Annotated in this window: 24 protein-coding genes, 1 tRNA gene and 1 pseudogene; 17 read left to right on the plus strand and 9 right to left on the minus strand. The window is 67.6% G+C overall.

Translation table 11 applies throughout. The annotated features are described in order from the left end of the window. Nucleotides 1-425: 425 nt before the first annotated feature. The 4 genes from ACU6RU_RS09025 to ACU6RU_RS09040 all read right to left on the minus strand — a co-directional run bounded on the left by ACU6RU_RS09025 (nt 426) and on the right by ACU6RU_RS09040 (nt 3,631). A complete protein-coding gene (locus tag ACU6RU_RS09025) occupies nt 426-2,069 on the minus strand; it encodes an ABC-F family ATP-binding cassette domain-containing protein (protein WP_446726358.1) in 1,644 nt (547 codons plus the stop codon). Nucleotides 2,070-2,116: 47 nt separating this feature from the next. After that, on the minus strand, nt 2,117-2,317 hold the full coding sequence (locus ACU6RU_RS09030; protein ID WP_446726359.1) for a hypothetical protein: 201 nt from the start codon (nt 2,315-2,317) through the stop codon (nt 2,117-2,119). After that, nucleotides 2,292-3,026: a hypothetical protein gene (locus ACU6RU_RS09035; RefSeq protein WP_446726360.1), complete on the minus strand. Its 735-nt coding sequence runs from the start codon at nt 3,024-3,026 to the stop codon at nt 2,292-2,294. The genes ACU6RU_RS09030 and ACU6RU_RS09035 overlap by 26 nt, the downstream gene beginning before the upstream one ends. Nucleotides 3,027-3,403: 377 nt before the next feature. Beyond that, nucleotides 3,404-3,631: an RNA-binding S4 domain-containing protein gene (locus ACU6RU_RS09040; protein WP_289329786.1), complete on the minus strand. Its 228-nt coding sequence runs from the start codon at nt 3,629-3,631 to the stop codon at nt 3,404-3,406. Nucleotides 3,632-4,263: 632 nt separating this feature from the next. On the opposite strand from ACU6RU_RS09040, the gene ACU6RU_RS09045 reads away from it, so the two are divergent. Continuing rightward, a complete protein-coding gene (locus ACU6RU_RS09045) occupies nt 4,264-4,965 on the plus strand; it encodes a GAF and ANTAR domain-containing protein (protein ID WP_120265080.1) in 702 nt (233 codons plus the stop codon). A gap of 22 nt (nt 4,966-4,987) precedes the next feature. Then, a complete protein-coding gene (locus ACU6RU_RS09050) occupies nt 4,988-5,695 on the plus strand; it encodes a GAF and ANTAR domain-containing protein (protein WP_289329787.1) in 708 nt (235 codons plus the stop codon). Between the two features lie 268 nt (nt 5,696-5,963). Here the strand turns inward: ACU6RU_RS09050 and ACU6RU_RS09055 are convergent, their stop codons facing one another. Together ACU6RU_RS09055 and ACU6RU_RS09060 are read right to left on the minus strand one after the other, a co-directional pair. Continuing rightward, the gene (locus ACU6RU_RS09055) at nt 5,964-6,191 is read right to left on the minus strand and encodes an RNA-binding S4 domain-containing protein (protein ID WP_446726361.1); all 228 of its coding nucleotides are present in this window, start codon (nt 6,189-6,191) and stop codon (nt 5,964-5,966) included. 20 nt (nt 6,192-6,211) lie between these two features. Beyond that, complete coding sequence (locus tag ACU6RU_RS09060) at nt 6,212-6,763, minus strand: LysM peptidoglycan-binding domain-containing protein (protein ID WP_446726362.1); 552 nt, start codon at nt 6,761-6,763, stop codon at nt 6,212-6,214. A gap of 39 nt (nt 6,764-6,802) precedes the next feature. On the opposite strand from ACU6RU_RS09060, the pseudogene ACU6RU_RS09065 reads away from it, so the two are divergent. Next, a pseudogene (locus ACU6RU_RS09065) lies at nt 6,803-7,426 on the plus strand (sensor histidine kinase); the annotation flags it as partial. Beyond that, nucleotides 7,423-8,049, plus strand: coding sequence for a response regulator transcription factor (locus ACU6RU_RS09070; protein ID WP_289329792.1), 627 nt, complete (start codon nt 7,423-7,425; stop codon nt 8,047-8,049). The pseudogene ACU6RU_RS09065 and the gene ACU6RU_RS09070, both read left to right, overlap by 4 nt. A 56-nt stretch (nt 8,050-8,105) precedes the next feature. On the opposite strand, the gene ACU6RU_RS09075 is transcribed toward ACU6RU_RS09070, so the two are convergent. The 3 genes from ACU6RU_RS09075 to ACU6RU_RS09085 form a co-directional block, all read right to left on the minus strand. Next, a complete protein-coding gene (locus ACU6RU_RS09075) occupies nt 8,106-9,851 on the minus strand; it encodes a DNA/RNA helicase domain-containing protein (protein ID WP_446726363.1) in 1,746 nt (581 codons plus the stop codon). Continuing rightward, the gene (locus ACU6RU_RS09080) at nt 9,838-10,158 is read right to left on the minus strand and encodes a nucleotide pyrophosphohydrolase (protein WP_120265072.1); all 321 of its coding nucleotides are present in this window, start codon (nt 10,156-10,158) and stop codon (nt 9,838-9,840) included. The genes ACU6RU_RS09075 and ACU6RU_RS09080 overlap by 14 nt, the downstream gene beginning before the upstream one ends. A gap of 72 nt (nt 10,159-10,230) precedes the next feature. Then, nucleotides 10,231-10,302: transfer RNA gene (locus tag ACU6RU_RS09085), tRNA-Arg, on the minus strand. An 85-nt stretch (nt 10,303-10,387) separates the two neighbouring features. Here ACU6RU_RS09085 and ACU6RU_RS09090 point away from each other — a divergent pair. The 13 genes from ACU6RU_RS09090 (at nt 10,388) to ACU6RU_RS09150 (ending at nt 22,489) form a co-directional block, all read left to right on the plus strand. After that, a complete protein-coding gene (locus ACU6RU_RS09090; RefSeq protein ID WP_446726364.1) occupies nt 10,388-11,026 on the plus strand; it encodes a hypothetical protein in 639 nt (212 codons plus the stop codon). Nucleotides 11,027-11,143: 117 nt separating this feature from the next. Further along, nucleotides 11,144-11,425 (plus strand): HesB/IscA family protein, encoded by a 282-nt coding sequence (locus tag ACU6RU_RS09095; RefSeq protein ID WP_071917931.1) that lies wholly within the window; start codon nt 11,144-11,146, stop codon nt 11,423-11,425. A 189-nt stretch (nt 11,426-11,614) separates the two neighbouring features. Next, nucleotides 11,615-13,210 (plus strand): DUF4041 domain-containing protein, encoded by a 1,596-nt coding sequence (locus tag ACU6RU_RS09100; RefSeq protein WP_446726365.1) that lies wholly within the window; start codon nt 11,615-11,617, stop codon nt 13,208-13,210. A 23-nt stretch (nt 13,211-13,233) separates the two neighbouring features. After that, on the plus strand, nt 13,234-13,611 hold the full coding sequence (locus ACU6RU_RS09105; protein ID WP_183045423.1) for an SdpI family protein: 378 nt from the start codon (nt 13,234-13,236) through the stop codon (nt 13,609-13,611). After that, nucleotides 13,608-14,159: a GNAT family N-acetyltransferase gene (locus ACU6RU_RS09110; RefSeq protein ID WP_446726366.1), complete on the plus strand. Its 552-nt coding sequence runs from the start codon at nt 13,608-13,610 to the stop codon at nt 14,157-14,159. Before ACU6RU_RS09105 ends, ACU6RU_RS09110 begins: the two co-directional genes overlap by 4 nt. Before the next feature lie 225 nt (nt 14,160-14,384). Continuing rightward, nucleotides 14,385-15,311 carry an ABC transporter ATP-binding protein gene (locus ACU6RU_RS09115; protein ID WP_289329797.1) on the plus strand — a complete coding sequence of 309 codons (927 nt, stop codon included), beginning with the start codon at nt 14,385-14,387 and terminating at the stop codon, nt 15,309-15,311. Further along, nucleotides 15,311-16,153 (plus strand): hypothetical protein, encoded by an 843-nt coding sequence (locus ACU6RU_RS09120; RefSeq protein WP_446726367.1) that lies wholly within the window; start codon nt 15,311-15,313, stop codon nt 16,151-16,153. Before ACU6RU_RS09115 ends, ACU6RU_RS09120 begins: the two co-directional genes overlap by 1 nt. After that, complete coding sequence (locus tag ACU6RU_RS09125) at nt 16,150-17,346, plus strand: sensor histidine kinase (RefSeq protein ID WP_446726368.1); 1,197 nt, start codon at nt 16,150-16,152, stop codon at nt 17,344-17,346. Before ACU6RU_RS09120 ends, ACU6RU_RS09125 begins: the two co-directional genes overlap by 4 nt. Beyond that, complete coding sequence (locus tag ACU6RU_RS09130) at nt 17,343-18,032, plus strand: response regulator (RefSeq protein WP_289329800.1); 690 nt, start codon at nt 17,343-17,345, stop codon at nt 18,030-18,032. Before ACU6RU_RS09125 ends, ACU6RU_RS09130 begins: the two co-directional genes overlap by 4 nt. Before the next feature lie 292 nt (nt 18,033-18,324). Then, nucleotides 18,325-19,068 (plus strand): SDR family oxidoreductase, encoded by a 744-nt coding sequence (locus tag ACU6RU_RS09135; RefSeq protein WP_446726369.1) that lies wholly within the window; start codon nt 18,325-18,327, stop codon nt 19,066-19,068. Between the two features lie 90 nt (nt 19,069-19,158). Further along, nucleotides 19,159-19,743 (plus strand): helix-turn-helix domain-containing protein, encoded by a 585-nt coding sequence (locus tag ACU6RU_RS09140; protein ID WP_446726370.1) that lies wholly within the window; start codon nt 19,159-19,161, stop codon nt 19,741-19,743. Then, nucleotides 19,740-21,059 (plus strand): MFS transporter, encoded by a 1,320-nt coding sequence (locus ACU6RU_RS09145; RefSeq protein ID WP_289329802.1) that lies wholly within the window; start codon nt 19,740-19,742, stop codon nt 21,057-21,059. The genes ACU6RU_RS09140 and ACU6RU_RS09145 overlap by 4 nt, the downstream gene beginning before the upstream one ends. A 62-nt stretch (nt 21,060-21,121) precedes the next feature. After that, on the plus strand, nt 21,122-22,489 hold the full coding sequence (locus ACU6RU_RS09150; protein WP_446726371.1) for an alpha-amylase family glycosyl hydrolase: 1,368 nt from the start codon (nt 21,122-21,124) through the stop codon (nt 22,487-22,489). The last annotated feature ends 61 nt before the right edge of the window (nt 22,490-22,550 follow it).

A 22,550-nucleotide genomic window follows, 5' to 3' on the forward strand; every position in this document is an offset into this window, starting at 1 on the left:
CCCTTGTTGCCGTTAATCGATGTTATCGAAAAACGGCAACAAGGTCCAGGGTGACCTATCCGAAGAGCGCGGTGCGGCCAAGGCACGAGATGCGTATCGGCGGTATCGCATCCTCGGCAACCGAGCACCGCATACTCGAACTGATAATTGACTCATTCGGTTGACGCGGCGTCGAATTATCCCCAGACCCGCTCGGGCCAGCGCGGTACTTCGGGCGCGCCGAAGATTCGACATGCTGGCCGCACGTCGATGAGGTCCACTGCCCCCTCGTCACTCCGGTCTGAGGGCCGGGCATCCGACGAGCCTCATAGTCTGCCCATATATCGCTCTGAGGTTCTCGCGCCGGCCGAAGCCATGCCTTGTCTCGCGGCCTATCTGTGCCGCTTTTCGCGATCGCCTTTGGCTCCCGGGCGGACGCAGTACTCTCAGGCCTCGGTGACGCGGCCGCCCTCGACCTGCCAGCGACGGTTGGTGCTCACGGCATCCAGCATCCGCCGGTCGTGGGTGACGAGCAGGAGCGTGCCGTCGTACGACTCGATCGCCTGTTCGAGCTGTTCGATCGCGGGCAGGTCGAGGTGGTTGGTCGGCTCGTCGAGCACCAGGACGTTCACGCCGCGCGCCTGCAGCAGCGCCAGACCGGCGCGCGTGCGCTCCCCCGGCGACAGCTCGTCGACCGGGCGCAGCACGTGGTCGGCCTTGAGACCGAACTTCGCGAGCAGCGTGCGGACCTCGCCGGATGCCATCTCGGGCAAGAGCGCTTCGAAGGCGTCGGCCAGCGGTCGCGAGCCCACGAGCAACGAGCGGGCCTGGTCGATCTCGCCGATGCTCACGCTCGACCCGAGGCCGGCCGATCCCTCGTCGGGAGCCTGGCGACCGAGGATCGTGCGCAGCAGCGTCGACTTGCCGGCACCGTTCGGCCCGGTGATGCCGATTCGGTCGCCCGCGTTCACCTGCAACGACACCGGCCCGAGCGTGAACGGGCCCTGCCGGACGACGGCGCCGTTGAGCGTCGAGACGACGGAGCTCGACCGCGGCGCGGCGCCGATCGTGAACTCGAGCTGCCACTCCTTACGGGGCTCGTCGACCTCTTCGAGCCGCGCGATGCGACTCTCCATCTGGCGCACCTTCTGCGCCTGCTTCTCGCTCGACTCGGTCGCGGCCTTGCGCCGGATCTTGTCGTTGTCGGGGTTCTTCTTCATCGCGTTGCGGACGCCCTGGCTCGACCACTCCCGCTGCACGCGGGCACGCGCGACGAGGTCGGCCTTCCTGCCCGCGAACTCGTCGTACTTCTCGCGCGCGTGACGCCGCACCGTCGCCCGCTCTTCGAGGTAGGCGTCGTAGCCGCCGCCATAGATGCGGTGAGAGTTCTGCGCGAGGTCGAGCTCGAGCACGCGGGTGACGCTGCGTGCGAGGAACTCGCGGTCGTGGCTGACCAGCACGGCTCCCCCGCGCAGGCCGCGCACGAACGCTTCGAGGCGCTCGAGCCCGTCGAGGTCGAGGTCGTTCGTCGGTTCGTCGAGCAGCACGATGTCGAAGCGCGAGAGCAGCAGGGCCGCGAGTCCGACGCGTGCCGCCTGCCCGCCCGAGAGGGAGGTCATGTGGATGCCGTCGGCGTCGAGCTCGAGCCCGAGATCGGCGAGCACGATCGGCAGGCGCTCGTCGAGGTCGGCCGCGCCGCTCGCGAGCCAGCGCTCGAGAGCGGTGGCGTACCGGTCGTCGGCTCCGGAGATCGAGGGATCACCGAGGTCGGATGCCGCGGCATCCATCTCCGCCGTCGCCTCCGCGCATCCGGTACGCCGGGCGATGCACGCGGCGACGGTCTCGCCCTCGACGCGCTCGTGCTCCTGCGGCAGCCAGCCGACGAACGCGTCGGCGGGAGCGAGGCTGACGGTGCCCGACTGGGGGGTGTCGCGTCCGGCGAGGATGCGGAGGAGCGTCGACTTGCCGGCGCCGTTGGCCCCGACCACGCCGACGACGTCACCCGGGCTGACGGTGAGATCGACGCCGTCGAAGAGTGTGCGGTGGCCGTATCCGCCGGCGAGGCCCTGAGCGACGAGAGTTGCGGTCACCCCACGATTCTTCCATCTGCGCCGGAGACCTTTAGCGGGCGATCAACTCACGGTTGCCGCTCTTCGCGGCTGATCGACCTGAGCACGAGGCCCTGGGAGACGGCCAGGAGGACCATCGCCACGACGGTGAACCACAGCCCAGGTGCCAGAACACCCGCGATGAGGAGAAGCGCGACGATCACGCCGTAGATGACACCGAACCAGAGTCCGACCCACGCCCACTTACGCCTGCTCTCGGTGCTTCTCATCCGGACACCCTTCCAGGCCGGTGAGGATCTGTCGAGCACCCGGTGTCGCTTCGCGACGGGTGGGCGTCTGGCTCTCGCCGAGCGCAGCGTCGCGTTCTGTGCGCCAGGTGACGAGGTACGGGTAGGCGGTGTTCACGTCGTGGGCGTGGCGAGCGGCACGGACCGCGGGCGCGAGCAGAGCCGCGTCGCTGCGCTGGTACGAGTGACCGAAGGGCAGGGGGAAGCGCGACCGGAAATGGTCCATCCACAGCAGCACGAGGTCGCCGTCGTGGGTGAGAACCCCGTTCGAGAACGATCCGCGCTCATGGCGGACGATGTCCCAGCCGCCGCCCTCGCGGGGAACCGCGGAGAAGTCGGGATCACCCATCCACCGCCACGCGTCTCGGTGGCGGACGGGCGCGCCGCTACGGCCGGCGAGTGCTTCGGCGAGGGCGTCGGGAGTCCAGGGCGCGGGGAAGAACGATGAGAGGCTCGCGGTCAGCGCGAGGGGGCTGAGAGGTCCGGCATCCGCGCTCCGACGCTCGGCGGCGAGAGCTTCGTTGAGGATGACCGTGTTCGTCGCGGGGGCTCCCGGATCGAGCATCGCGAGGTACAGCTGCAGCATGTCGAGGTAGCGCTGGTGGTCGGCGGCTGTCGCGAACGGCGGAAGCGGGATGCCGGCGACCGCCGCACGCCCCGCGGGAACGTCGGCGTCGAGGAACTGTTCCATGTCGACAGTTTGGCGCAGGTGGGCGTGAGGGCTGGCGAGGTGGGGCTCAGGTGCGCCCGTCCGAAAGACGGATACGAGTCGATAGCATCGGGGTCAATCGTGGAGGGCTCGTGAAAAAGCGCTGGACCATATGGTCGGTATCCGTACTGGCTCTGCTGACCCTGATCGCGGTTCTGGGAAACGTGCTCCCTCCTGACTCCCCCGTCGTGACTTTCGTCACCTTCGCGACCATCGCCTTTTCGAGCGGTGGGCTGTACTGGCTCCATCGGAAACGGCGCGAAAAGGACCGCCGCCGAAACTGATGTCCGCGCCCAGTGAGTTCCGCAGCCCCGGTTTCGTCGCTGGAACCGTCGCGGTCGTTGCCGTCATTGCTGGCGCTACGGGCGGACGCGAGCCCCGCGGCCGTCGAAGACGACGACGTCGTCGCGCTGCAGCTGACGTCCGCGGCGTCGGTCGACCTCTCCGTTGACCGTGACGAAGCCATCGATGATGACCTCCTTCACATCGCCGCCCGAGTCGAGCAGGCCAGCGAACTTCATGAACTGGCCGAGGCGGATGCCGTCGCTCCCGATCGAGACGTCGATGATCCGGAGAGTTTCAGCCATGCCGAAATGCTAACCGGAGGCGGGAATGCGCCGGCGAGCACTGCGCAGCGGTCCAAGCTGCCTGCCGCCACGGCTGACGTGCGATCGCTCGGGTTGGCGGCGATCCTGCCGGGGCGTTTTGGGGCCGCTCCGTGCAAGACCGCCGCCGGTACGGGGTCTGCTGGATCTGCACACCGTACGTGAAAACCCGTGCGCCCGATACCCTCTTTTCGCTGGACGCCAGTTGCCGAGAACAAGCAGCTGAGACCGTCTGTTTCGCGTGCACTCGTTTCAACACGGGGTTGTGGTCGCAGGCGGCGACGAGTACGGTCATCCCAGGTTGCCCCAGACCCCGGCCGACCCCGTCGACACTGAACGAGCGGACGCACGGGACTGGAGCGATTTTGGGGATCGAAGAGCACCGTTCCCCGCAGCGTGTCGACAGTGTTGGCCGGGGCGGGGCAACTGGGAGGCCGGCTCAGAGACGCTTACACAGGGTCGGCCGAGAAGAGCAACCCATTCGATCGTTCTGTGATCCGGTCGCTGAGATGCATGAGGGCCTTGCGGGGCGATGAGCGTTCCGGCTGTTATGTTGAGCACACGACACCAGGACCTAGCGCCTAGTTTTGCGACAAGGACGGTAGGAGGGATCCATGGGCACGTCCCTCCCGGGCGACGACCGACATGCGTTCGCTGAGGCCCTCACGCGCTTGGTCACCGCCGACACGGCCGACAACCTGTGCGATCCGTTCGTCACAGCGACGGGAGTGACCGGCGCTGCGATCTCTACCCTGGGAAAACCGCTCGGAAGCCAGACAGTGTGCGCGAGCAGCAGCATCGCTGCTCGCATCGACGAGATTCAAATCGACCTGGGAGAAGGGCCGTGCTGGGACGCGGTGCGGACACGCCGACCGATCCTCGAGAACGATCTGCAACGCAGCTCCAGCGGTTGGCCGGCGACGATGACTTCCTTACGAGCGCTTCACATCGGCTCGTTATACGCGTTTCCACTGTTCGTCGGTCAGCTGAATGTCGGGGCCGTCGACCTGTACAACGAGGAACCGGGCCGACTGCCGTCGCAAACCGTCCAAGACGTGAAGGTACTCGCCGAGGTCGCGTCACGACACCTGTTGAGGCGGGCACTCGAGAACCTCGACCGTGTCGAGGACGGCATCCTCGACGGCCCCCATTCCCGACGTGAAGTGCATCAAGCAACCGGTATGGTCGCTGCGCAGCTATCGATCGGGGTTGATGACGCGCTCCTCGTTCTTCGGGGTCGTGCGTTTTCCAGCGGCCGCACCTTGAGCGAGGTATCGTCCGACGTCGTCGAGCGACGGCTCACCTTCGACGCCTGACGTCCGCGTCCTAGACTGAACTATGAGCACTCGCGAAGATCAGCTCTTGCAGACGGTGGGAACGCTGGCTGACTCCCTCGTCGACGATTTCGATATCGTCGACCTCCTCCAATTGCTGGTAGACGAATGCACGAGGATCTTCGACGCCGCCGCCGCCGGGATTCTCCTGCTCAGCCCTGCCGGCGACCTCGAGGTCATCGTCTCCACGAGCGAGCGCAGCGAACTCGTCGGGCTCATGCAGGTCGAGGCCGGTGAGGGGCCCTGCGTCGAAGCGGTGGCCACAGGGCAAGTTGTCTCGGTAGAGGATCTCCGTGAGGTCGGCGGCCGTTGGCCGAAGTTCGCCGACGATGCTCGCAGATCGGGGTTCGCCTCTCTGCACGCCATCCCGATGCGATTGCGCAACTCGATCCTCGGCTCGTTGAATCTGTTCCGGGACCGCCCCGGCGTCCTGAACGAGCCTGACGCCGCTGCCGCGCGAACCCTCACCGATATCGCGACCATCAGCATCCTGCAACAGCGCATCGTCGAAGAGTCGCTCACCACGCAGAGCAAGCTGCAACATGCGCTGGATAGCCGCGTCGTCATCGAGCAGGCCAAGGGATACATCGCGCAGAGTCATGGCCTCGACATGGACGGCGCTTTCCGCCTCATCCGCGCCCACGCCAGATCGACGCAAACTCGCCTCAGCGTCGTCGCTGAAGCGATTATCAGCGGCAGCCTCCGCTTGTAGACCGCCCCACGACTCGGCCGCGGAGGCGAGCAGTGCCGCGTCGCTGCGCGCGCAGGCCCGGCCAGAGGGCAGCGCATGCCGCGACCGGACGTGGTCCATCACAAAAGGACGAGGTCGCCGTCGTGAGCGAGAACCCCGTTCGAGAACGATCCGCGCTCGTGGCGGACGGCGTCCCAGCCGCTGCCCGTGCGTGGCATCGAACCCGACCGTTACCGGGACGCTCCAGCCATGAGAGCGACTCGTGAGGGCGGTGTTGAGAGCCTCGGCGCTACGGACGAACCCGAGCCCGGCGTCCATCGAAGACGACAACGTCGTCGTGCTGCAGCTGACGTCCGCGGCGTCGGTCGACCTCGCCGTTGACCGTGACGAAGCCGTCGATGATAGCTTCCTTCACGTCACCGCCCGAGTCGAGCAGGCCAGCGAACTTCATGAACTGACCGAGGCGGATGCCGTCGCTCCCGATCGAGACGTCGATGATCCGGAGAGTTTCAGCCATGCCGAAATGCTAGCCGAGCGCTACGGCCGCAGGATCAGGATGTCGCCGGGCTGAATCTCCGGCGCGGGCATGAACTTGCCGTTGTAGGCCAGCACAGTGATGTAGTCGATGCACAGGCGATCCCCGATGCCGTATGCCGTGTCGCCGGACGCCACCGTGTACGTCGAGATCTCGCCCTCATCGTTCAGCCCGACCTCGCCAGATGCGTAGGTGGTCGGACCGAGGTCGGTGATCGTGCCACCCAGCCGCGCCGTGGAATTCCACGCATCGTAGGGATTGATCATCGCCCACGTCGGGCAGTCGCCCGGCCCCTTGGCACGGATACTGACTCCGCCGTCGATGTCCTGGTACCCGGCCACGCCGCCCTGGCCGTCCAGCGGTGTGCTGATCTCTGCCACGGCACCCGACGGTGGACTCTCCGACGACGACGGCGGGGCTGTCGGCCCACCGTTCGCCGCAGTTTGCGTGGTCACCGAACCGGCGAGCGATGAAATGACCGGCATAGCCAACGCGAAAAGACCGACGACCGCTAAACCGGCGGCGCCCAGCAGAATCCCTTCGCGCTTGTTCATTGTTGAGGAGGCTATCGAACACTTCGCCGGGAGCGCACGGCCCGCGAACTGCACGACGACCTCGGCCATCGCCTCACTGCGGTCGGGCTCTCGCTGGACTACGCGAGCCGCGTCGCCGATCCGGCTGCAGCTCGCGATGAGGTCGTCCACGCCCGAGCGGTCGTCGGCGAGAGCCTGGAAGCGATGCGGCGGCTCGTCCGCGCGATGCACCCGATCGAGCTCGGAGAGCTCGGCGACATCGAAGCGTTCGGCACGCTGGCCGAGAGCTTCCGCGGCACGGGGCTGACCGTCACGGTCGAGATCGACGGCGAGCGATCTCTGCCTCGGCAGCACGCGCTGCTTCTCCTCCGCTTCGTTCAGGAAGGTCTGACGAACGTCATCCGACATGCGGATGCCGCGACGGCCAGCCTGCGCATTGAGGTCGGCCCCTCGTCGATCCAGGCGACGCTCGACGACGACGGCACTGCGTCCCAGGGTGGGACACCGCCGGCAGAAGGCTTCGGCCTGCGCTCGCTGCGTGCTCGGGCCGAGGAGCTGGGTGGCTCGCTGGCGGTTGAGGGAGGAGCGTCGGGTTTCCGCCTCTCGATGCTGCTGCCCGTCCGGGCGGCCGGCGAGACTGCGGGAGTCCCGGAAGATGCGAGCGTGCCGGCGGGAATCGCGTGAACGCCATCCGCGTGCTCGTCGTCGACGATCAAGAGCTGCTCCGTCGCGGCCTGCGAATGATCCTCGAGACCGACAGCGGCGTCGAGGTGGTCGGCGAAGCGGAGGACGGTTCGCGGGCGCTTGCGCTCATCCCGAGCCTTCGCCCCGACATCGTCCTCGCAGATGCGCGCATGCCGGTCCTCGATGGATTAGGGCTCGTCCGAGAGTGCGCGGTGCATCATCCGGGTCTGCCGGTGCTCGCCCTCACGACGTTCGACGACGCGGAACTCGTTCGATCGCTGCTCGAAGCGGGAGTCGCGGGCTTCCTTCTGAAGGATGTCTCAGCCGACCGCCTGCTCGACTCGATCAGGCAGGTCGTGGATGGCGGCTTGGTCATCGACCCGCGTGTCGCTCGCGTCGCGCTCAACCGTGAGAGCGGTGCCGCTCCCCCGCTCTCCCCCGAGCTGACGCCTACGGAACAGGCCGTAGCTGCCCTGCTCGCGCTCGGGCTGCAGAACGCGGACATCGCGGCGCGTTTGCACTTCGCCCACGGCACCGTGAAGAACGCGGTCTCGGCGCTGCTGAGGAAGTTTGGGCACACGGACCGCACGTCGCTGGCGTTGGAGTTAGCGCGCGGGAGGTGAGCCGAACCGGGACTCCGCTAGAGAACCGTTCACGTGCACTCACACTCGGATCAGGCTCAGCCTCCTCGCGGGCCGCCATCGACGACTGATCTCATGTAGTCGCGGAGACCGGGGTCGCATACGTACACGTACGTCCCTAAGATCCCGCGCGTCAGCAGGACACCGTAGATGTTCTGGACCAACGCAAGGAGATCTGCATCCGTCGTAGGCCGACCGAGCTGACCGAGGTTCTCCTTGCCCTTCCTATCGCGGTACGAATCGCGATCCACAGCGACTCGTCCGTCATAGCGCAAGTCGTTGCCGATGATCACGCCGGTGTAGTTGAGGTCGTATCCCTGAACCGTATGGATGGATCCCACCTCGTCCAGCGACCCGGGAGAGTTGATCCAGTCCTTGTCAGTGCGATTCCACGTGAACGGGATACCTTCCAGCTCGAAGTCGGATCCGGGTTTGTTCCCTCGTGTCCTCCAATCCCAGGCGTAACCGGCCACGAGACGGGCGAGCCCAACCTCGCGGTCGCGCTTGCGGATCGCAGCTTGCATGGCCGCGACGCTGTCGAAGAACCTCAGATCGTATTCGCCGAAGTCAGGGCGGTCTCCCGCCCGCGCCTCGCCCCGCAGCAGCTGACGAGTGAATCCGACATAGTCGGCGTCCGCCCTCACGCGCATCTGTCTCGCTAGGGGGAACCACCGCTTGTTTCGCTGCGCGTCCCTGATCTCGGTGTCAAGCACGTCACTCGGGAGGTCTGCTGGCCGTACGCCCTGCCGCTCGTCGATGAGCAAGATCTGGTGACGGCTCTGCGCACGGATCCAGTCGAGCTGAGTCTTGGTCGTGTCGTCCCATCCGAAGAGCCGTGCGTTGATCTCAGCGAAGTCCCGGTTTCGGATGCCCGAGGACTGATTCGCGCGGCGATTGAGCCGGTGCGTTTCGTCCACGATCAGCAGGTCGAACGGCACCGTCGATTTGCCCACATCGAAGGGGTTGAGAACAAGGTCTTCGCTGACCTTGGGGGTCTTCCGAAAGACCTTCTTGATCGAGTCGCGAAGCGACTGCTGCGGGACGACGAGCCCGATACGGACGCCCTTCAGCAACTCCCGGTTCTCGGGGACGAAGAACTCCGCGAACAGAGAGTCTTGTTCGACCTCGTCGGCGTCGTCATAGTCGCGGATGTCACCCAACAGCTTCATGAGGAAGATCGCGACGATGGTCTTGCCGGTGCCTGGGTGCCCCTGGATGACGCTGGTCGATCGAGTGCCCGCCGCCAAATCCTGGAGAAGCGCCTCGACGATCTGCTCGACGGCAACAGCTTGATCGTGCGTGAGGACCTTGAACGGCGAGAGCTTGAACAAATCGGTGTTCTCGATCTCGGGGATGCTCCGCTGGAATACTCCCTCGGCGCGCAGCTGCTCGAAGACCTCACGGAAGCTCTCCCGGTACCGTTCCCGCTCGTAGTAGCGCGCATCGATGATGCCCTCGTTACCGTTGAGCACGGTGAAGTGCCCGTCACCTGCAAGCCAACGGATGAGGTGCGACTCGAGATCGAGGCAAGCTGACTTGTTGAATGCTTCGTCGATCACCACCCGTGACCGGCGCAACGCTGCCTTGGCCGGATTCCGGAGGTGCTGCTCCATCCGCGAGGCGGCGTTGATGGTCTCGCCGACATAGACGAGTGGAGGGCCCGGGGCGCCGGCACTGTCAAGGACATACACGACCGGCCAATTTGTCCGCCGCTCATCTTCAGATGCCCATGCCCGGACGTCCGACACGGTGAGGTCGAGCTCCTCAATCTCAGAGGGCGTCATACTTGGCGCTCCGTCCCCTTGACTTGTCCACGGGGTACTTCGTGCGAGTCTCAGCCAGCTTGTCGAGAACGATCTGGTCGAGGTCGAGACCAAGCCGCTCCGCGAGAAGCGTGCAGTAGGTTACGACATCAGCCAGCTCTTCTCGGACCCGAGTCTCGTCAGCATCGTCGCTCCATTGGAAGCACTCGAGCAGCTCCGCAGCTTCTATGGAGATGCTCTTGGCGAGATTGCTCGGCGTGTGGAACTGACCCCAGTCACGCTCTTCGACAAACTGCGACAACGCTTCTTTCACCGGCTCACTCGTCACGGTGTGACCGTACCGCAGACTGCCCCTGCTCGCGGATGTGACGGTCTCGCGTAGGCCAGCCGGCGAAAACGGTGCCCCTGGAGGGATTCGAACCCCCGACCCGCTCCTTAGGACGGAGTGGCTCTTCCACTGAGCTACAGAGGCAAGGCACCCCAAGTCTAGACGGCCGCGGGCCGCGGCATCCCGTCCCTCCTCAACCCCAGCGCGCCCCAGCCCTATGCTGACCAACGTGACCCGAGACGCCCCAGCCACCGCGCCAGCGCGCCGGCCGCTGCGAACGGCGCTCGGGATAATCGCTGCGTTCGTCCTCTTCGTCGCCACGATGGCCGCTTGGATCGGCGGACTCATCGCGTTCAATGCGCTCGGCATCCCGATGACGGGCGACGAGTGGCTCGGCTGGGTGATCGCGGGACTCATCGCGGCAGCGGTGTGGCCCCTCGCGGGACGGCGAGCGCACCGCGAGTTCTGGGCTCGCCAGCACCACGGCGCAACGCCGCCGAGAGCCCCCGCGACAACACCGGATCGCGTCCTGCGCATCCTTGTCATGATCATCGGCGCCGCGGGTCTCGTCGCGCTGTGCGGGCCGCGCAACATCACTCTCGCGCTGGCCGAGGCGTGGCAGATCATCGCTCCCGGCGGACGCTCATCGAGCGCGCTCCTGCAACTGATCGGTCTGTTGCTGTGCTTCGCGCTGATGGTTCCGCCGATGCTCATCACCCAGCGGAGCCTCCGCCGCACCCCGCGCGACCACCCGGATCGCCTCGGTCTCGAGCTCCGGCAGAACTGGTACGTGTCGGCGGCGACCGCGTGGGTCTGCTGCCTGCTCCTCGGGCTGATCGTGAGCTTCGTTCTCGTCAAAACCCTTTGACGCGGTAGTCGCCCGCCGACCTTCAGAATTCCCTGAGAGTCGGCGCTCACGTTTGCGTTCGACTCGGATTCTCGGAATCGTGGCCGGCTCCGCAGCAATCCACGGAAGGAGAGCTTCATGCTCACGCTCACCGAGAACGCCGCCACCGCGGTGAAGAACCTCACCGCCCAGATCCCCGCCGAGACCGGCGGTATCCGTATCAGCGACTCCGGCTCGCCCGAGACCGGCTTCGCCCTCTCCCTCGCCGAGGCCCCGCAGAGCGAGGATGCCGTCGTCGAAGCCGACGGTGCCCGCATCTTCGTCGACCCGGCCGCAGCCCTTGCGCTGGATGACCGCGTGCTCGACGCACAGGTCGACGGCGAGGGCGCGATCAGCTTCGCGCTCGGCGTCCGGGGCTGACACCCCGACAGACTTCGAGAGCCCCGGCATCCGTATCCTCAGTGCGGAAGTCGGGGCTCTCGTCTGTATAGAGGACCTGTGCGAGGCGGTCCAGGATGCGACGGGACTTTCCTCGATCGAGGGGCTCAAATTTGACCATGGCCGACCATCCGGCATATTAGAGAGGTCTCATCTGAAAGGCCCAAAGAAGTGACCGATCTCACAACTCCCCCGCCCGCGTCGTGGTACCCCGACCCGAGCGGGAAATTCGAGAGTCGTTATTGGGACGGTGCTGCCTGGACCGACCACGTCGTGATCGAAGGCGTGCAGACACGCGAGCAGCTCGGGGACACAGCCGAGAAGGCGGCCGAGGCGTCACCCCTGCCCGCGACGCGGCGAGCAGCGCGCGAGTCGGTAGCCGGCGAGCATGCACGTAACGAGACGGCTCCTGCGACTGAGCTGGTCGGCACACCACTCCCAAACGCCTCCCCGCCCCTCGCGTCCCAGCCGACCGCGCCCCCGTTTTCGCATGAGCGGTTGGTAGCTCGGTCGACGCCTCCGCAGAAGGTACCCTTCTTCGGTGCCCGCAAGTTCGCGCAGGACCTCCAGGCCGAGAATGCACGCCTGGAGGAACTGATCTCTCGTTACGGCCTCCGCGAGCTCGCCGACCTGGATGCCGCAAAGGTGAGGATCCAGGCGGAGACCGCACGCGCAGAAGCCGACCTCGATCGCGCGCGCTCTGGTGCTTTTGCAGCCCACCAGGAGAAGGCGACGGTGGCTAGCCAGCTCATCGACCTTCGTAACCAGATCGAACTGCAGGAGTTCGGGCTGTTCGATTTCGAGCACCCCGCGGAAAGCTCAGTAGCGCTGGCGACAGACCTCGAGTCCGTGCGCAGCGAGATCAAGAGCCAGGTCAGAGCTGGTAGAGCCACTCAGGCGACGCAGAGCTTCACGTTCAACAACAGCGCCGCCAAGGGCCGAAAGTTCGTCGCTGACATGTCTAAGCTGCTTCTTCGCGCCTATAACGCCGAGGCCGAGAACTGTGTGAAGACGGTGCGAGCTGGGAATCTCGAGGCAGCGCGCAAGCGTCTCTCGACCGTCGTGGACCAGGTCGAGCGCCTCGGAAAGATGATCGACCTCCGGATCACTCCCAAATACCATCGCCTGCGACTGCGCGAGCTCGAACTCGCCAGCCGCCACCTCCAGGCCGTCCAGGCTGAGAAGGAACTCGAGCGCGCTCGCCGTGAGGAACTGCGGGAACAGAAGAAGGCAGAGCAGGAACTCACGCGAGAGAAGGAGCGACTGCAGAAGGAGCGCTCACACTACGCGAACGCCCTCGCGTCTCTGGAAGCGAAGGGTGACCTCGAAGGGGCACAACGCCTTCGAGAGAAGCTCAACGACGTCGAGAACGCCATCGAGAACGTCGACTACCGTGCCGCGAACATCCGCGCCGGTTACGTCTATGTGATCAGCAACATTGGAGCGTTCGGGCCCGACGTCGTGAAGATCGTACTCACCCGCCGACTCGACCCGATGGACCGGGTCAACGAACTCGGCGACGCGTCGGTGCCTTTCCGGTTCGATGTTCACGCACTGTTCTTCGCGGACGATGCCGTGGCGATCGAGACGATGCTGCATCAGCAGTTCGCTGCGCAGCGAATTAACAAGGTGAACCTGCGTCGCGAGTACTTCCGCGTGACTCCCGAAGACGTACTCAAGGCGCTGAACGAACATCACGTCGAAGTCCTCGAGTACACCCTCGATCCGGTCGCGGCTGAGTATCGGAGTTCGATCGCGGCTGCCTGACCACCATCGTTAGGGTCGAAGGGATGGAAGCCGAGATCATCCCCCGCATCGTCCTGTTCGTCACGATGGCCGGCTCGGGTGCTCTGCTGATCTGGATGGCTCGGGCCGCGGCATCCGGAAAGCTGAAGCGGAACTCGCTCGCCGGCATCCGCACACCCAGCACCATGTCCAGCGACGCAGCCTGGCTCGCCGCTCACGTGCGCTCGAAAGGCGCGACACTCGTCACGGGCTACGTGTCCGTCGCGATCGGCGTGGTCTCGCTCGTGCCGATGCCGCCGGCGGCGCTCGGGATCATGGTGCTCGTAGGCGCCGCGCTCATGGTCATCGTGATGATGTGGGGAACTCGCGTCGGCATCAAGGCCGCTCTGGCGGCGACAGCGGCGACGGAGGCAGCACGATGACTGCATCTCCCGTCGAGATCGACCTGCACGACGACGTCGTCTTGCGTTCGCTCCGCGCAGAGGATGCCGCCGCCCTCGCCGAGGCGTACCGCGTGAACAGCGAGCACCTCGCGCCGTTCGAGCCGATCCGTTCCAACGACTTCCGCACTGAAGCAGGTCAGCGCACCGAAATCGCCGCGCTCATCGCGAGCCACGAAGCGGGCACCGCCCTCCCCCTCGTCCTCGCCCACGCATCGCGGATCATCGGGCGGATCACCCTCTCGGGCATCACCCGTGGGGCGTTCCAGAGCGGCAACCTCGGCTACTGGATCGACCAGCGCTACGCGGGTCGCGGCCTCATGACCGCCGCGGTGAACGAGATCTCGCGCCTCGCGACGGACGACCTGCAGCTGCACCGCATCCAGGCCGGCACGCTCGTCGACAACGTCTCGTCGCAGGCCGTGCTCAGAAAATGCGGCTTCGTCGAGTTCGGGCTCGCTCCCGAGTATCTGCTCATCGCCGGACGCTGGCAGGACCACCGGCTGTTCCAGCGGATCCTCGGGGCCTGAGAGCTGACACGACGCCTCAGCTGGCACTTCGCGCCCTGTCCCGGCGCCGGTAGCGGCAACAGGTGCCAGGTGAATCCCATCGCGGTCCCACGCGCCCATCAAGACGAGGCCCGACCCGACCCGCCCATGTAGACCCAGGTACTGGTCGCCGGAGTAAGTCCGAACCGCAGTCCGATGTGGCATCTCGCGCCCCTTCGTAGCGTCGATGGGGACGAAAGGTGACACATGATTCGTGTTCAATCGCTCTCGAAACGGTACGGGCAGAAGGTCGCGGTCGACGGCATCGACTTCGCCGTCGAGCCGGGCCGGGTGACGGGATTCCTCGGCCCGAACGGCGCCGGCAAGTCGACCACCATGCGCATGATCGTGGGGCTCGACAAGCCGACATCCGGCACGGCCGAGGTCAACGGCCGCGCCTACCGCGACCTGCCCGCACCGCTGCGCGAGGTCGGGGTGCTGCTCGACGCGCGCGCCGCGCACAAGCGCCGCACCGCCTACAAGCACCTCCTCGCGATCGCCGCGACCCATCAAATCCGCGCGCCGCGCGTGCGCGAGGTCATGGAGCGCACCGGTATCGACTCGGTAGCGAACAAGCGCGTCGGCGGCTTCTCGCTCGGCATGGGCCAGCGGCTGGGCATCGCCGCAGCGCTCCTCGGCGACCCGCAGACGATCATCCTCGACGAGCCCATCAACGGCCTCGACCCCGACGGCATCCTGTGGATCCGCCGCCTGCTGCGCGAACTCGCCGCCGAGGGCCGCACGGTGCTGCTCTCCTCGCACGTCATGAGCGAGATGGCCCAGACCGCCGACCACCTGATCGTCATCGGTCGCGGCGCGATCATCGCCGACGGGCCGATGCGGGACGTCATCGCAGGAGTCACGCAGCCGGTCGTCCGGGTACGCACGCATGACACCGAACGGCTCGTGGCGGCGGTCGCGCGCCCGGGAGTCACCGTCATGACGCGCGACGACGGCGCACTCGACATCACCGACCTGCCCGCCGAGGACGTCGCGCGCATCGCCGGTGCCGCGGGAGTCGTGCTCTACGAAGTGGCCTCGGTGTCGGGCTCGCTCGAAGACGCCTATCTCGCCCTCACCGCGCAGGCGACCGAATACCCGTCGGCTCCCAGCCACCACGAGAAGGACAAGTAATGGCCATCACCACCAAGCCGCACCGCGCCGACGCCCGCACCCAGCGCCCGCCGTTCACCGCGGTAGTGCACTCCGAATGGATCAAGGTCGTGAGCCTGCCGTCATCCGTCCTCGCGCTGGTCGGCATCCTGGCCGTGGGAATCGGCGGCAGCCTCTTCCTCGGCCTGACCCTCGAATCATCCGGCGTGCCCTCGGTTCCATCCATCGAGCGCACGATCGCTGACGTCACCGTGCCGATGGTCGTGCTCGGGCAGATCATCGCCGGTATCTTCGGCGTCATGACGATCGGCGCCGAGTACTCCTCCGGCGCCATGCAGACGACGCTGGTGGCGGTGCCGCAGAGGGTGCGGATGCTGGCGGCCAAGACGCTCGTCACCTTCACCACCGTCACCGCAGCGTCGCTCGTCACTGTGTTCGGTGCGTGGGCGGTGACGAACCCGATCTACGAGGGCTTCGGCCTGGGCGCGCCCCTCACCGCACCGGGCGTGATGCTCGCCCTCGTAGGATCGGCCGTCTATCTCGGGCTCTGCGCGGTGTTCGGTCTCGGCGCGACGACGCTCTTCCGCTCGACGACCACAGGATCGATCATCGTGTTCGCCGCGACGCTGCTGCTTCCCGTGCTCAGCTCGCTGCTGCCGTTCGGGCTCCTCTCGCGTGTCATCCGTCTCGGCCTGCTCGGCAACGCCGGCGACGCCATGGGCCGAGTCGGGATCGAGGGCGGACCGTTCCTCGACCTGTGGGGCGGACACATGAGTGTCGGAGCGGGCTGGCTGATCGCGGCGGTCTGGGCTGCGGGGGCGCTCGTGATCGGCGCGGTGGCGCTGCGGACGAAGGACGCGTGAGCCCGTCCCAACGACGACGAGACGTGGCGGATGCCGTCATCCTCGTCTCGTATTCGATCATCGCGGCGTTCTTCGGGTACCTGTCCGTCGAATCGACGATCACCACTCCCCTGTGGCCGATCGTGCTGCTGGGCCTCGCCGGGGTGGCCGCGATCGTGATCTCGCGGCGGCGTGCGGCTATCAGCTTCGGCGCTGCCGTCGCGCTGATGCTGATGTCGTTCGCCGTCGGCACCGGAGCCGAGATGCTCCTCGTGGTCGTCGCGCTCTACCGCGCCGGCCTCGACGAGGCCCGCCGCGCCTGGTTCTGGTTCGGGTGGGCCACCGCGGGTGCGATAGTGGCGTCGCTCGCGCTCGCGTTTCGGGTCCGTTTCGGCGTGCCGCTGCTCGGTCTGGCCCAACGGGAGGATGCCGCAGCCTGGCCGACCGACTGGGCGAGCGTCGCCGTCGTGCTCGTCGCCGCGTTCCTCATCGCCACGCTGCTCGGCATCAACGCCGGGCACGGCCGACGACAGGCCGCAGCGCTCGCCGAGCGGGCCGAGCACCTGCGGCGCGAACGCGACCAAGAGGCGAGCATCGCGGCCGCGACCGAGCGCGAACGCATCGCCCGCGAGATGCACGACGTCATCGCGCACAGCCTCGCGGTCATGGTGGCGCTCGCCGACGGCGCGCAGGCCTCGGTCGACCAGCGGCCCGACGAGGCCCATCGCGCCATCGGCCGGGTGAGCGAAACCGGACGGCGGACGCTCGGCGAGGTACGGCGACTCCTGACCGCGGTGCGCGACGAGCGCGACGCATCGCCGGCGACGGATGTGCCGCGGGTGGAACGGATCCCGGCGCTCGTCGAGGAGTTCCGGTCGGCCGGCATCCCGGTGCGCCTGGAACAGACCGGAGCGGTAACGGAGGGCGCTGCCGTGAGCCTGACGATCTACCGGATCGTGCAGGAAGCGCTGACGAACGTCCTGCGGCATGGCCGCGACGTGCGCGACGTGCTCGTGCGGCTGGTGTTCGAGCGCTCCGAGGTGACGATCCTGGTGAAGGACGTGTCGTCGCCGGCTATGCCTTCGGCGACCCCGGGGCGCGGGCTCGTCGGCATCCGCGAACGTGCGGCCTTCTACGATGGCTCGGTGGAGGCGGGACCGGTCGCCGGCGGTGGCTGGCGGGTTCTCGTCCGCCTCTCGACGGAGGAACGATGACTCAGCCCGGCGCAGCCGACGCGCGTACCGCAGTGCTGCTCGTCGACGATCAGGAGCTCATCCGGTACGGCTTGCGGCTCGTGCTCGAGGCTCAGTCCGACCTGGTTGTGGTGGGTGAGGCATCAGATGGCGCCGAAGCGGTACACGCCGCGCAGCGGCTGCGGCCCGATGTCGTGCTGATGGACGTGCGGATGCCGGGACTCGACGGTATCGAGGCCACGCGACAGCTGACCGCGGCGCTGCCGGACACGCGAATCATCGTGCTGACGACGTACGACCTCGACGAGTTCGCGTTCGGCGCGCTGCGCGCGGGCGCGGCCGGATTCCTGTTGAAGAACACCCGCCCCGACGAACTCGTCGCCGCGGTGAGGGCCGTGACGGCGGGCGATGCCGTCGTGTCGCCCCGGATCACCGCGAAGCTCATCGACGCAGCGATGCCGCATCTCTCGCCGACAGGCCGACCGGCATCCCCCGAGGCTCTCTCAGCGCTGTCACCGCGCGAGCGCGACGTGTTCCGCCACGTCGGACAGGGCCTGACCAATGCGGAGATCGCCGCGGCGCTGCACCTGAGCGAATCGACGGTGAAGGCGCACTTCGGCCGCATCCTCGTGAAGCTCGATCTCGCGAACCGTGTACAGGCTGTGATCCTCGCCTACGAGCTCGGAGTGGTCAGCGTCGACCGCTGAGCCTGTCGGCGGCACACCACGACGGCCGCTCGCCGGATGCAGCGGAACTCGATGCGACCCGCGAGAGGCCGCGGCTCAGCCCGAGCCTCCACGTCACCTGCCACGACACGCCGCTTCACGACGTGCATAGGGGCGACAGGTGACAGGCGAACGCAGACGAGCTCGCCTCGGTCGAGCATTCGCCCGGTAACCCGCGCATCCGCGAAGGGCGGGGTCGGTCAGGAGTGCGAGATCCACCCTCGAGTCTCGTTCGAGTCTCGTTCGAGGCTTCCGGCCCCGTCATACTGACCTCGTGAGAATCGCGATCGCCGGGAGCACCGGCACCGTCGGCCGGCACGTCCATCGCATCGCGACCGACCGGGGTCACGAGGTCGTCGCGCTCGCGCGCAGCGAGGGGCACGACCTCGAACACGGCCCGCTGCCCGCCGCGGTGCTGGAAGGCGTCGACACGATCGTCGACGTCAGCGGCATCCAGACTCTCTCGCGACACCGATCGCGCCGGTTCTTCGAGAGGGTGTCGGCGAACCTGCAGCGGGCGGGAATCGAGGCCGGGGTGGGGCACCTCGTCGCCTTGTCGATCGTCGGCATCGACGGCGTGGATGCCGCTTACTACGGCGGCAAGCTCGCGCACGAGCGGGCCGTGCAACGTGGGGCGCTCCCTCACACGCTGCTGCGCGCGGCGCAGTTCCACGAGTTCGCCGAACAGACCCTCGTCCGCGGGAAGATCGGGCCGATCACGGTGGTGCCCGCGGCCCGGGTCCGCCCCGTCGCCGCTCAGGAGGTCGCCGAGCACCTCGTCACCCTCGCAGAAGGCGCGCCGGCCGGCCGGGCACGCGACCTGACCGGACCGCGTGACGAGCTGCTGATCGACATGGTCCGGGCGCTGCTCGATGCCCGCGGCATCCGCAGGGTCACGCTCGAGATGCGCCTGCCCGGATCATTCGGCCGCGCGATGTCATCGGGGCGCCTGCGCGGACACGCCAACGCCGAACGCGGCACCGTCACCTTCGCGGAGTGGCTCGCCGCGCAGAGCTGAGCCAGCGCGGGCCAGGCGGAGCCGCCGACCGCCCACCCAGATGAACAACAGATGTTGCGCAATGGTTCTTGTGCATCTAGCGTTGCGGGTATGCCTTCAGCAGACCGATCGACGTCACGCCTCGAGACCGCTGCCGCGATGCGCGTACTCGCGCATCGCACGCGACTGCGCCTGCTCGGCATCCTGCGCGAGAACGGACCGCAGACGGCCGCGCAGCTCGGCGACGTCGTCGACGAGGCGCCCGGCACGATCAGCTACCACCTGAGCAAACTCGCTTCGATCGACCTCATCGAGCCCGCCGAGCCGCGCAGCGCCGACCAGCGCGAGCGCTGGTGGCAGGCGGCGAGCGCCCTGACGACGTGGGAGCCGGCCGCGCACCTCGACGATCCGTCGCAGCTTGCCGCATCGTCGGCTCTGGAGAAGTCGATCGCGCAGATCTATGCCGCGCGCTACAGCGAGTACGTCGACGCGATGCCGACGCTCCCCGCCGAATGGGTCGCCGCCGGTGCGACCGGCGACCGCACGCTGCGCCTCACGCTCGATGAGCTCACCGCGATGCGCGCCGAGCTCGAATCCCTGATGCACCGGTGGGAGGAAGCGAGCGCGCGGCACGACGATGACGACGACACCGCCGCACCGGTCGCCCTCGTCTATCAGGCCTACCGCCGGCCATGACGACGACCGACTCCCGGGCGCGCGCCGCTGACGAGGCTCCGCGGCGCGCGGCATCCCGAGCGCTGTACGCGCTGCTCTCGGCCCACGCGATCTCGCAGACCGGCAATGTCATCACGGCCTTTGCGATCCCGTTCTACGTCTTGGCCACGGGCGGCTCCGGGGTCGAGGTGGGTCTCGCCGCGTTCGCCGCGACCGCGCCCGTCATCTTCGGCGGGGTCTTCGGCGGCGTGGTGATCGACCGGGTCGGCGGCCGCCGCACCGCGATCATCGCCGACGTCGTGAGCGGAGCGACCGTGCTGGCGATCCCCGCGCTGGCCCTCACCGTGGGATTGCCGTTCTGGGCCCTGCTGCTGATCGTGTTCGCGAGCGGCATTCTCGATACACCCGGGCAGATCGCGCGCCGGGTCATGCTGCCCGAGCTCACTGAGGCCGCTCGCATCCGGCTCGAGCGGAGCGTGGGACTCCTCGACGGCTCGGAGCGCCTCTCGAAGCTCATCGGCGCATCCGTCGCCGGCGCCCTCGTCGCTCTCCTCGGGCCGATGGCAGCGCTCATCACGAACGCCGCCGCGTTCTTCGTCTCGGCCGCGGTCACCCGCCTGATGGTCCCCGCCACGACCGTCCGGATCGCCGCTGACGACAACGCCGACGGCGACGCGGATGCCGAAACGGATGCCGAAACCCCGCGTTCGTACTGGCGCGAGCTGCGCGACGGGTTCCGGTTCGTGGTCCGCGATCCGCTCATGCGACTCATCGTGGGCATGGTGCTGATCACGAACCTGCTCGACGCCGCGCGCAGCTCGACCCTCCTGCCGCTGTACGCGAACGCCGAGCTCGGCGGCGCCGGCGCGCTCGCGGTGATCGTCGCTGTCATGGGCGGGTGCGCGCTCGTCGGCAACATCGCTTTCGGCTTCGTCGCGCACCGGGTGCCTCGGCGGCTGACGTTCGCGATCTGCTTCCTCATCGCGGGCGGTCCGTCGAGCGCCGTCTTCGCGTTCGGTGCGCCCTTCGCGGTGCTGATCGCCGTCGTCGCCATATCCGGACTCGCGGCCGGAGCACTCAACCCGATCCTCGGTGCCGTGCAGCTCGAGCGCGTGCCCGCGCGCATGCGGGGGCGGGTCTTCGGCCTGCTCAACGCCGGCACGTGGGCGGGCGTTCCGCTGGGTGCACTCGTCGGCGGATTCATGGCCGACGGCGTGGGACTCTTCGTCGCGTTCGGGGTGATCGCCGTCGTGTACACCGTCGTGACGCTCACGCCGCTGACAGGCGGATCGTGGCGATTGATGGACCGCCGTCCCGCGCCCGGCGCCGCACCCTAAGCCTCCGCGCGGCTTCTCGCACGTCGTTCCCGGAGGGGTGCCCGCTCGTGTTGACTGCGGGGATGAGCAATTGGGCCGAGACCGTCATGTGGTGGCACGTGTACCCGCTGGGATTCACGGGAGCGCCGATCCGGCCCGACCAGCACGACGCTCTAGCGGATGCCGCCGGCGCGGACCAGCCCGTCGAGCACCGGCTCGGTCGCATCGAGGCCTGGCTCGATCACGCGGTCGAGCTGGGGCTCAACGGGTTGCTGCTCGGCCCGGTGTTCGCCTCGAGCACGCACGGTTACGACACGACCGACTACTTCCGCCTCGACGCGCGCCTCGGTGACGGGCACGACCTCGACCGCCTCATCGCGGCTGCTCACGACCGCGGCATCCGTGTGCTGTTCGACGGCGTCTTCAATCACGTGGGTCGTGAGCACCCCGCGTTCCACGAGCTCGAGGAGCGGGGCCCCGACGCCGCCACCGCCGACCTCTTCCGCGTGCGATGGGACGGATGGCAGCAGGGCGAGCCGGTCGACGCCGACGTCTTCGAGGGGCACGACGCCCTGGTGTCGTTGAACCACGACTCCCCCGCCGTCGCCGACCTCGTCGTCGAGGTGATGACCCACTGGCTGGACCGCGGCATCGACGGATGGCGACTGGATGCCGCCTACGCCGTGCCGCCCGCCTTCTGGGCTCAGGTGCTGCCGCGGGTTCGGGCCGGGTACCCCGAGGCGTGGTTCCTCGGCGAGGTCATCCACGGCGACGCCGCCCGCATCGTCGAGGAGTCGACGATCGACTCGCTGACGCAGTACGAGCTGTGGCAGGGCATCTGGCACAGCATCGCCGACGGCAACCTGTTCGAGCTCAAGCACGCGATCGAGCGCAACAACGAGCTGCTGCCGGTGTTCGCACCGCAGACCTTCGTCGGCAACCACGACGTCACACGCATCGCCTCGGCAGTCGGCCTCGACCTGGTGCCGCATGCGCTGGCTGCGCTCTTCACCGTCGCGGGTGTGCCGTCGGTCTACGCAGGCGACGAATACGGCTACGAGGCGGTGAAGGAGGAACGCCTCGGCGGCGACGATGCGGTGCGCCCCGAGTTCGCAGAAACGCCGCCCGCGCCCGATTCGCTGCCCGAGAGTGCGCAGCACATCCTCCGCACGCATCAGCAGCTCATCGCCGTGCGGCGACAGCATCCCTGGCTGCATCGCGCGCACACCGACGTCATCCACATCGACAACACCGCGATGGTGCTGCGGACCGCGACCGGAACGGATGCCGTCATCACCGCCCTCAATATCGGCGACGCCCCCGTGACGGTGCCGGTCGCCGATGCGACGCGATTGCTCGCCGGAGCACTGTCCGGCGACATCGACCGGCGCGCCGGCGAGGCATCCCTCCCCTCGCGCGGCTGGGCGGTGCTGTCGGCTCTCCCCGCCTGACCCGCGTCGCGTCGAACCGAACCGACCCGCCCCGACCCGGATGGCTGCTCTCCCCCGCGCG

It is taken from the genome of Microbacterium sp. F1-18 (assembly GCF_052921305.1).